The sequence below is a fragment of the Leifsonia sp. 10N434 genome (assembly GCF_056394405.1).
In genome coordinates this window covers 253,383-262,892 of the sequence record NZ_JBFTHV010000006.1, presented here as the reverse complement: position 1 = coordinate 262,892, position 9,510 = coordinate 253,383, and the positions used below count along the sequence as shown (strand labels likewise).

Here is a 9,510-nt window from a genome sequence, read left to right as displayed (position 1 = left end):
CCTCGAAACTGATTTCCGGGTAATTCGTGCGCGCTATCTCAATGAGCCGGGGTGAAAGGTCGATGCCACTGATGTTGAGACCGCGGTCGCGCAGGTAGGCCGTGACCCAACCAGGGCCGCAGCCTGCGTCGAGGACGCGCCCCTCCCGTACAACAAGCGATGAGAAGAGGTCCAAGAATGAATTTGCGACCGGCACCCGGCCCATCGCAGCCCGAGTGAAGTCCGCGTAGTTATCTGCAACGGTGTCATACGACTGGCGAGTGATTTCAATCCAATCCGGGTCGCTCACCCGCCCACCATAGAGATCCGATCAACTCCCCGGCGCTACAACACGCTCGAGGCGGCGAACCGGTCACAGAGCGATCGTCACTTATCGCCCGTAAGCCGATCCCCAAGCGGGCGGCTGGGCATTGCGAGAACCGCACGGCTTCGCGACCAAAGACGACGGCGACACGGGCATCGGGATCGCCGCCGCTTTTGAGAGTGCCTCGACGGAGCAGATCGCGATGGATGACATCGCTCGCAACTGCGCCGTTTCGAATTTCGTCGGAGCAGTCCGATAGTCAGCTGGCCGTAGTGGGGGCGACAAGTGTCCCCAAGTCAATCGGTTCCGTCGACGGGTACTGCTCGATCGATGAAATCAGTGCGATATCCCGAGGCGTGGAAAGTTGTACCTCAGTCATTCGTGTTCCTACTACTCTCTTACCTAGGACGCGTCCTCTCTTACCTGGGACGCGTCAGCTACCGTCTCAAGTTGCGTCAGCGTGGACTTAGTCGTGATGGACCGCACAACACGTGTCGTTCGTGGCGGACGCTGACGCCGGCTGGTGCGGTCCGGCCTCTCGCATCGCGAGTAAAAGGGGAAGCATTTCGACCCGCACGCCGACGCCGGAGCTGAAGCGTCCCCGAATCCGAGACCCGTCCAATGCGGAGTCGATGGTCAGCCTGCGACCGTCTCCGTGAGACCGGTGATTTGGGCGCGGCCGATGATGTGGGCGCGCAACCGGAGGCCAATGATTGCGGGCGTCACATCTGCTGTTACCTCGAGAGCGGGCACGTCGAGGGCGCTGAGCGTGTAGACGTACCGGTGGGGTCCGGTGCCTACGGGTGGCGCCGCGCCGATGAAGACGTTGGAGCCGTATTCGTTGCGGCGGCGTGCTGCACCGACGGGGAGGAGCGTGTCGTCAGTACCAGCGCCGCGGGGCAAGGAGGTCGTGGTCGCTGGGATGTTGATGAGCGTCCAGTGCCAGAACCCTGACCCGCTGGGGGCATCCGGGTCGAAGACGGTGAGGACGAAGCTCTGCGTCTCGGCGGGTGCTCCCTCCCAGCGGAGCTCTGGTGATCGGTCTTCACCTCCCGCTGCGGCGCCGCGGACCCAGTTCGGCAATTCTTTGCCGTCGGTGAAGTCCGGACTGGCGAGAGTGAAGGTGGGAACGTTTGGCAGCTTCCAGTTGGGGTCGTTTGTCATGTCGTTGCCTTTCGTGTGCGGGGTTGGTCGTAGATCAGAGATCGCGGCTGCCGAGAGGGATGATTGCGCGGCGCCAGGTTGCGTTGACTACGGATGCGAAGCAGCCGTAGAGGCCTAGTACTCCTACGATCAGGCCGGTGTATCCGGCGACTCGGGTGATGACTTCGGAGGAGGTGTACTCGGCGATCGCGAGCAATATGAAAGTGATGGCGGCCGCGGTGAACAATGCCGTCAGCAAGTTCGAGATTCGGATGCAGGGGACGATCATGAAGGTGGTGAACACCGCCCAGAGCAGGAGGAAGGTTCCCATCCCTGCTCCCCCGGCGTCGTGGAGAACGTTGGGTGTGGTGACCGTCCACCAGTAGGCGAGCCAGAACGCGCCGTACGAGACGAAGGCAAGGGCACCGAAGGTGTTGGCTTGCACGAACTCCCAGATGCCGGCGATGAGCTGGGCTATCCCTCCGTAGAAGAAGCCGAGTCCAAGGACTGCGGTAGCGGCGGTGGGGACGATGCCTGCGTTTCCGAAGCTGAGGAGTGCGGTTGACATGCCGAATGCGCCCAGGCCGAGCGCGGCGGGGTCGGCGATACCGGGGATGACAGGGTGGTGGCTGGCAGCGGCCGGCTTCGGAAAGGTGGTCGCTGGTTGTGAAGAGTCGGTCATAGTCGGGGCTCCTTCTCGGGGTGGTTTGATGTGCTGAATCTGACGCGTGTACGGCGGGTTGAGGGTGTTGGCAGGGCTTGGACGAAGACACCGATCACGGCGACGGCGACAACGACGACCGCGTAGAGGATCACGGCGGCCGACAGCCCGAGCGGGACGATGAGGAAGCCGGCGATGATTGCGGGAACTCCGAATGCGAGGTAGTTCACGACGTAGATCGCGGAGAACAGTTCGCCTCGTTTGTGGGCGTGGGCGTGGGGGATGACGAGACCGACAGCGCCGGCGAAGGCCATACCGAACCCGGCGCCGCTGACAATCGTGCCGACGACAAGCAGGGCGACGGATGCGGTGTGGATCGCGACGATACCGCTCAGCATTCCGAGGGCTATCAGGAGCATCCCGATGGTGGCGCCGGTGCGGGCGCGAAGTCGTTGGCTGATGACGACGGTGATCGCGCCTGTAGCTGAAAGCCCGGCGATGAGCAGGCTGCTCTGGAATTCGTCACTGATCGCGAGGACGTCGCGGGCGGTTTCCCCGACGACGGAGAGGTAGAACCCTCCTGCCATCCAGACGGCTGTTGCGATGGGCACTGCTTTCCAGAACGCGCGGCGGGCCGCCGGCGGGATGGACACACGGGGAGTGAGGCTCCGTACTGCTCCCGGCCGTCGCGACGATGATTCACGGACCAGGGCGACACCGGCGAGCCCGACGGCGAAGAGGCACGCGAGCACGGCGAAGATCACTGGTTTCGGGTCGAGGCTGTACTCGGCGACGGCACCGGCGAAGACAGCTCCGGTGGCGAGACCAGCGAGGGGGCCGACACTGCCGAGCGTCGCAGTGAGGCGAGCTCGGCGCTCTCCTGCGAAGTCGGCGATGGCGGCGGAGATCGCACCGGTAGCTGCTCCTGTAGCCAAGCCCTGAAGGGTGCGGGCGATCACGAATGTCCAGATGTTGTCGGCGATCAGGAAGAGAATCATGGAGGCCAGCTCGACCGCTACGGCGACGAGTACGACGGGGCGCCGGCCGATGTGGTCCGACAGTCGTCCCACGACCAGCAGGGCGACCAGGATTGCGAGAGCGTAGACCGCGAACGCGGATGTGAGCAGCCACGGCTCAAAATGCCATTGGTTCAGCAGCAGGGGTAGAAGCGGGCTGGGTGCAGCGGCTGCGGCGAAGAAGAGGAACAGGACCGAGGTCATCGCGGCCAACCCGAAACGGTCGGAGCGTGATCCGGCACGTCGGTACGAAGGCTTGGCCTTCACACGCTCCTGCTGCGACGCGCCGCGTACGTCGCCCCGTGCAGTGAGGTTGGACATGGTTGGTGGACCTTTCGGAAATCTTGGAAGAGGGTGGAAGCGGGAGCGTCGCTGTCGGCTACGTAGGACTGTAGAAGTGGCCCTTTGGTCCCACATCCCCCGGTCGGGGAGCTGACCTCACCTGACGCGGGACGGGACCCTGATGGCAGCTACCCAGTCACTCGTTGCGGAGCAGCGTGAGCGTGCCTACGTGCCAGCTCTGCGGCGAACAGGATGACCGCCAGTGCAGCTGGAACCAGAGCCCCTTGATCACTGAAGAGGGTGGCTCCTGTCGCCCCCATCAGGCAGCCGCCGACGAATCCGGCAAGCAACGGCCAGCTCGCAGTCCATCGAGCGCGTGCATCCGTCGCTGCGCCTCGAGTACGCAGAATGTCTGTCACGGCGACGGTTGCGGCGACAAGGTTGCCGGTCATCACGGCGGTGGACAGGGCGCGGGGCGGAACGATGTGCAGGTAGGCGTTCTGTGTCGCCATCGCGCAGACAGCGCAGATCCCGATCACGATCGCCATGCCTTCCTTAGGGTTGGCGGATGCGTGTGTGGTGAATGAGAGGATGCCAGCGGCGACAAGGAACGCGGCCTGCGCCCCGAACAGCACTGTGGTTACGTTCGGAGAGTCAGCGCCGATACGTCGCGCAGCGATGGTCGCCACCGCTGTCGTGAGGATGAACACGGGGATGGCGAGGACTGCGACGATGTCCGGTGGTGTGCCGGTCACGATGTCGGCCGCGACGACGACGAGGTTGCCGGTCACATGGGCAGAGAAGAACCCGCCGAGTAGAAGCCAGCTGGTCACATCGGTGACACCAGCGATCAGGCTAAGCACCGTCGGGAGGAGAATCGCCCGGTTCATGGCCGCGTTTCCTTCCGCAGAAGCCCGTAGAGGTGCGTCGGCACGGCGAGGCCGACGGCCATCGCCATGACGATGACGAGGGCGGTGATTCCATCGGAGATTCCGCCGAGCAGCTGTGGATCGGCACCCCCGAACGGCAGGCTACCTAGAGCGTTGATCGCTCGGAAGACGAACACCCCGGGGACGAGCGAGACGACGGCGGCGAAGCCGATGCCGGCGAAGGGATGTGGAGTCGCCGCGCGATCGGAGCGAGAACGATGCCGACGAACAGGCACGCGAGGAAGGCGCCGATGACGATGTTCACACCCCAGACGCTCATCGCCCACCAGCGCAGCCCGTGGGCGATAGCGCCGACCACGACCGGCCAGGCGAGAAGCCGGTACGGCATCGAGAAGTACACCGGGTAGGACGCGGCGGCGATTGCGGCGGCTGTGACGTCCAGCCAGAACGGCACGGTGCGCCCTGCCGGGTCGTTGGGCAGATCGGTGCCGAAGATCGCCAGCGCGACCGCCAAGCCTGTCCCGATCGACAGCAGCAGGATCGCTGCGTAGCCGAGGCGGGCGAAGCCGATCGGGATGCGCAACGCGAGCACGTCGAGGGCGCCGTTGAGGATGTGAGGGCCGGGGACCAGGATCATCGCCGGGCACACTGCGATCAGTCGCAGCGACGAGCTGAGGTCCGCCTGCACGGCCAGCCCGCCGATGATGCCGGCGAGGAACGCGGCAGCGAACACCTGCCCGATCGGTCCGACGTGCGCCCGGCCAAGCAGGCGGCGGATCGCACCGCCCAGCGCAGCACTGCCTGCGGCGAGCAGCACCGCCGTGGCATCCTGGGCGCCGAAGATGATCGCCAGGGAGCCGCCGCCGGTCGCGCAGGCGAGGAGGAAGATCCACAGGCTCGCAGGCCGGACCTTCCGAGCGCGGCCGAGCGCGGCGGCAAGATCGGTGCGGCCCGCCGCCCTCTCGCCGAGCTGGTCGATGGTTCGCATCAGCACGGCGACTGCGCGCATCGAGATCCCGGTCGGTGATGCCGGGACGATCCGTGCCGGTGCTGCATCCCGATCGGATGGGTCGGTGACGGTCACTGCCGTCCACTGGGGAACGAGTTCGAAGTGGGTTCCGAGGCCACGGTTCATCCTCTCCACAGCGGCGAGGGTCACCGACGTGGTTTCGCCGGAGGCTTGCAGCAGGGCTGCGGCCCCGGCGACGAGGTCCTGGTCGGATGCGCTCGTCGCTGGTGCCGCAGCCTGAACAGCTGTGTCGCTCATCAGGCGCCGCCGACGCCGGTCCCGACAAGGGATGCGGGGATGACGATGCTGTCGAACTGCTCTGCAGTGACTTTGCCCGAAGCCAGAGCGGCCTCCCGGAGCGTCTGGTCGTTCGCGAGAGCGTTTTCGGCGATGTGGGCGGCGTTCTGGTATCCGATGACCGGGCTCAGCGCGGTGACCAGCATCAGGCTCTCCCCCACATAGGAGGCGATCTTCTTCGCGTTGAGCTCGGTGCCTTTCACCGAGTAGGTGAGGAACTTCTCCACGCCGTCGCCCAGGATGCGGGCCGAGTGGAGGAAGTTGTTGATGATGATCGGCCTCATCGCGTTGAGTTCGAAGTTGCCCTGCGAACCGGCGAACGCCACGGCGGAGTCGTCTCCCAAGACTTGGATGGAGATCATCACGATCGCCTCGCACTGGGTGGGGTTGACCTTGCCGGGCATGATCGAGGATCCGGGCTCGTTGGAGGGCAGCACCAGTTCGGCGAACCCGGTGCGTGGGCCGGACGCGAGCCAGCGCATGTCGTTGGCGATCTTCATCAACGCCACGGCAACCCCGCGGAGGGCGGCGTGGGCGCGGACGATGGCGTCGAGCGAGCCTTGCGCTTCGAACTTGTTCGGCGCAGTGACGTATTTCTTGCCGGTGAGCTCGGCGATCTTCGCAGCAACCGTCTCCGAGAACCCTGCGGGAGCGTTCAGACCGGTCCCCACTGCTGTGCCGCCGAGGGCCAACTGCAGCAGGCCTTCGCGGGAGTGCTCCACCTCGCGAATGACCCCCTCCAACTGGGCGGCGTAACCTGACCATTCCTGGCCGACGGTGAGCGGCACCGCATCCTCGAGGTGGGTGCGACCGATCTTCACCACACCCATCCATTTCTTCGCTTTTGTGTCGATCTCAGCGTGCAGCTCACGCAGCCGTGGCAGCAGGCGGTCGTCGATTTCGGTGATCGCAGCGATGTGCATCGCGGTGGGGAAGGAGTCGTTGCTGGACTGAGCCATGTTGACGTCGTCATTCGGGCCGACCGGGTGCTGTGAGCCGAGGGTGCCGCCAAGCAGCTGGATGGCGCGATTGGAGAGCACCTCATTGATGTTCATGTTGCTCTGCGTGCCTGACCCGGTCTGCCATACATATAGCGGGAACTCCTGGTCCAACTTGCCGGCGATGGTCTCGTCGGCCGCTTGGACGATGACCTTCGCCTTCCAGTCCGGGAGCCGGCCCGCTTCCTGGTTGACAAGGGCGGCGGCCTTCTTGACGATGCCGTATGCGCGGTACACCTCGACAGGCATGTGGTCGTTGCCGATGGAGAAGTGCTGCAGTGACCGCTGGGTCTGAGCACCCCAGTAGCGGTCGGCTGGGACCGACACGGTGCCCATGCTGTCGAATTCGGTGCGCTCCCCGGTTGCGTCGAGGCCGAGGGGTACGTCCGTGTAGATGGGTGTGACGGTGGCGTTCTGTTCGGCGGTGGTACTCATGGTTGAACCTCCAATGTGATGGGTGTTGTGGTGGTCAGACGGGGTTGTGGTGCTGTTCGAGGAGCGTTTCCCAGTTCTGCGGCAGGCGCTGGGCAGGTCCGGGAACGGTTTGGGTGTCGGGGTGGCTTTCAGGTGGAGCCATCTGGGGGCCGTCGACGAAATCATTGGTGCGGTAGTCCCAGAACCAGTCCTCTCCCGGCTCGAAGCTTCGGATGATTGGGTGGCCTGTCTGGGCCGCATGTTTGGTGGCGTGTTTGTTCAGGGAGGCGTCGCAGCAGCCGATGTGACCGCACTTGGCGCAGCGGCGAAGATGCACCCACCAGCTGTGTTCTTCGTCGCATTCGACGCATCCGGTGCCGCTTGGCGGAACGCGGGGGTCGATGGCGGGATCAGTTCGGCGGTTCACGGGGCGCCGCTTCGGACAGCGTCGGATGCTCGGACGTTGGCGGCCGAAGGTATCCGGCTCGCTCGGCGAAGCGGCGGCTTCACAACGCGGGTGCCCATCATTGGCCCGGAGACGGGTCGCGAGGGTTGCTCCTCGGCACGATGAGCGGGTCGATGGGAGTGAAGGGGAACTCGGGCAGGTCCTTCTCCGGTACCTGGAAAGTTGCAGCGAGCACTTCTCGCGAGAAAGCAGTCGCGCTGGCGCGGTAGCCGACGTCGCCAGGTACGAATTGGTCGAAGAAGATCAGGAATTCGATTCCCTCGTCGCTGAGCGCCTCAATGTGGTGCGGGTACGCGCGCGGTACGAAGTAGGCCTGCCCGGGGCGCAGCTCGTAGGTGTCCACGGTGCCATCGGGGTCGAGCACGGTCATACGGGCGTGACCGCTTTTGACGTAGCCGAGTTCGGCGGTGATCGGGTGCCAGTGTGGTTCTCTCATTCCTACGCCGTTGATGTTGAGCGAGTACATCGAGAGGTCTTCCAGTGCCGCCCAGAACTGTTTGCGGGCAAGCTTCGCGTGCCCGTAGGGGTACGCCAGAGGTGCGATCTGCCCCTCCGCATCGAAGAGATGGGCGTTGGGCAGGCCGACGTTGTCGGGGATGCTTGCGCTGCCCGTTCGTCGGATGATCTGCGGTGCGTCACCACGGGGGAAGCCGTGGAAAGCCGATGCCGGCAGGTCGTATGTGTTGCCGAGCACCGCGTCGCTCATCACGTTGACGCTGTTCTGGAAGGAGAAGTGCTGCGGTTCACCGGTGCGGAGTGCCGCGATGATCTCCGCTTGCTCGTCCCCGACGTTCTCGATGTGATAGACCGCACCTGACGCGACGTGGTACATCTGCCCGGTCTTGACGAGGAACGTCGCGAATTCGTCGCCGGTGGCGAGCATCGACACCAGGACGGTGCCCTTGGTGACGTAGGCGATCTGGTTCGAATTAACGTTCCACTGTGGCTCGCGGATCGCTCCGGGCTCCAGCACGATCCGTTTGAGGGTCATGCCTTCGAGGATGGGGAAGTTGCCGGTGCTGAGCTGGGCGACCGACCCGAGGTCGCTTTCGAAGGTGGGTGCAGCCTCGACGAGGGAGGCGACGTGGCGGGATGGGGTGTTCATGACGGTCCTGTCTGGTGGCCGGTCGTCACTTCGCGATGAACGCGAGGATGTCCTGGTCGAGTTCGTCCTGGTAGGCACCCCAGATGCCGTGAGAGGCGCCGGGGTATATCTTGAGGCTGCCGTCGCTGACCAGTTCGATCGACTTCTTCGCCGCCGCCGCGATCGGAACGATCTGATCGGCGTCGCCGTGGGCGATGAAGACGGGCACGTCGAGGGATTTGAGGTCGTCGGTCTGATCGGTCTCGGAGAACGCCTTCACGCAGTCATAGGCGGCGATGAGGTTCACGAGCATTCCTTGGCGCCAGAAGTCCTGCTTGAGTCCGTCGCTGACATCGACGCCGGGCCTGTTGCCGCCGTAGAACGGCACGGCCAGATCGAGCCAGAACTGCGAGCGGTCTGCAAGCACGTTGGCGCGGATGCCGTCGAGGTCCTCGATCGGGGTGCCGTACGGGTTCGACTCCGACTCGAGCATGATCGGCGGCACAGCCCCCGCGGTCACGACCTTGGCTACCCGGCCGTTGCCGAACTGTGCGGCATAGCGCACGACTTCTCCGCCACCCGTGGAGTGGCCAATCACGACGACTTCGTGGAGGTCGAGGTGGTCAATCAGTTCGGCGAGGTTTTTGGCGTAGGTGGTCATGTCATGACCGGTCGCGACCTTCGACGAGCGCCCGTGACCGCGGCGGTCGTGGGCTATGACGCGGTAGCCGGCGTCGTAGAAGCGCTTGATTTCAACCTGCCAGGCGTCAGAGGACAGCGGCCAGCCGTGGCTGAGCACGATCGGCTGACCGGTTCCCTGGTCGGTGTAGTAGATCTCCGCGCCGTCGGTGGTGGTGAAGTAGGGCATGGTGTTCCTTTCGTTTGGGATTGAGTGCGTCGGCCGCGACCGCTGCCGAGGGGAGAGTTCACGAGTTGGTTCGCCTGG

The 9,510-nt window shown here is 64.7% G+C and carries 10 protein-coding genes; all 10 read right to left on the bottom strand.

All coding sequences use genetic code 11. The features are described from left to right. Positions 1 to 289: methyltransferase domain-containing protein (locus AC1DB1_RS16280; protein WP_477201552.1), on the bottom strand; the 289-nt coding region annotated here is incomplete at its 3' end. Positions 290 to 940: 651 nt separating this feature from the next. Further along, positions 941 to 1,468 carry a YbhB/YbcL family Raf kinase inhibitor-like protein gene (locus AC1DB1_RS16275; RefSeq protein WP_477201551.1) on the bottom strand — a complete coding sequence of 176 codons (528 nt, stop codon included), beginning with the start codon at positions 1,466 to 1,468 and terminating at the stop codon, positions 941 to 943. A 34-nt stretch (positions 1,469 to 1,502) separates the two neighbouring features. Then, complete coding sequence (locus AC1DB1_RS16270; protein WP_477201550.1) at positions 1,503 to 2,129, bottom strand: acetate uptake transporter; 627 nt, start codon at positions 2,127 to 2,129, stop codon at positions 1,503 to 1,505. After that, positions 2,126 to 3,445 (bottom strand): MFS transporter, encoded by a 1,320-nt coding sequence (locus AC1DB1_RS16265; RefSeq protein WP_477201549.1) that lies wholly within the window; start codon positions 3,443 to 3,445, stop codon positions 2,126 to 2,128. Before AC1DB1_RS16265 ends, AC1DB1_RS16270 begins: the two co-directional genes overlap by 4 nt. Positions 3,446 to 3,594: 149 nt before the next feature. After that, entirely contained in the window at positions 3,595 to 4,296 is a 702-nt protein-coding gene (locus tag AC1DB1_RS16260) for a YoaK family protein (RefSeq protein ID WP_477201548.1), read from the bottom strand. A 145-nt stretch (positions 4,297 to 4,441) separates the two neighbouring features. Then, complete coding sequence (locus AC1DB1_RS16255) at positions 4,442 to 5,563, bottom strand: threonine/serine exporter family protein (protein WP_477201547.1); 1,122 nt, start codon at positions 5,561 to 5,563, stop codon at positions 4,442 to 4,444. Next, positions 5,563 to 7,035 (bottom strand): class II fumarate hydratase, encoded by a 1,473-nt coding sequence (gene fumC / locus AC1DB1_RS16250; RefSeq protein ID WP_477201546.1) that lies wholly within the window; start codon positions 7,033 to 7,035, stop codon positions 5,563 to 5,565. Before fumC ends, AC1DB1_RS16255 begins: the two co-directional genes overlap by 1 nt. Before the next feature lie 34 nt (positions 7,036 to 7,069). Beyond that, on the bottom strand, positions 7,070 to 7,441 hold the full coding sequence (locus tag AC1DB1_RS16245; RefSeq protein ID WP_477201545.1) for a UBP-type zinc finger domain-containing protein: 372 nt from the start codon (positions 7,439 to 7,441) through the stop codon (positions 7,070 to 7,072). Positions 7,442 to 7,538: 97 nt separating this feature from the next. Further along, positions 7,539 to 8,585, bottom strand: coding sequence for a cupin domain-containing protein (locus AC1DB1_RS16240; RefSeq protein ID WP_477201544.1), 1,047 nt, complete (start codon positions 8,583 to 8,585; stop codon positions 7,539 to 7,541). Positions 8,586 to 8,610: 25 nt separating this feature from the next. Then, positions 8,611 to 9,432, bottom strand: a complete 822-nt coding sequence (locus AC1DB1_RS16235) for an alpha/beta fold hydrolase (RefSeq protein WP_477201543.1) — start codon at positions 9,430 to 9,432, stop codon at positions 8,611 to 8,613. Positions 9,433 to 9,510: the final 78 nt, after the last annotated feature.

What these genes read in the sequence shown, in the direction of transcription:
- AC1DB1_RS16235 (WP_477201543.1), bottom strand. Translation starts at nt 9,432, where the DNA reads ATGCCCTACTTCACCACCACCGACGGCGCGGAGATCTACTACACCGAC.
- AC1DB1_RS16240 (WP_477201544.1), bottom strand. Translation starts at nt 8,585, where the DNA reads ATGAACACCCCATCCCGCCACGTCGCCTCCCTCGTCGAGGCTGCACCC.
- AC1DB1_RS16260 (WP_477201548.1), bottom strand. Translation starts at nt 4,296, where the DNA reads ATGAACCGGGCGATTCTCCTCCCGACGGTGCTTAGCCTGATCGCTGGT.
- fumC (WP_477201546.1), bottom strand. Translation starts at nt 7,035, where the DNA reads ATGAGTACCACCGCCGAACAGAACGCCACCGTCACACCCATCTACACG.
- AC1DB1_RS16255 (WP_477201547.1), bottom strand. Translation starts at nt 5,563, where the DNA reads ATGAGCGACACAGCTGTTCAGGCTGCGGCACCAGCGACGAGCGCATCC.
- AC1DB1_RS16265 (WP_477201549.1), bottom strand. Translation starts at nt 3,445, where the DNA reads ATGTCCAACCTCACTGCACGGGGCGACGTACGCGGCGCGTCGCAGCAG.
- AC1DB1_RS16270 (WP_477201550.1), bottom strand. Translation starts at nt 2,129, where the DNA reads ATGACCGACTCTTCACAACCAGCGACCACCTTTCCGAAGCCGGCCGCT.
- AC1DB1_RS16275 (WP_477201551.1), bottom strand. Translation starts at nt 1,468, where the DNA reads ATGACAAACGACCCCAACTGGAAGCTGCCAAACGTTCCCACCTTCACT.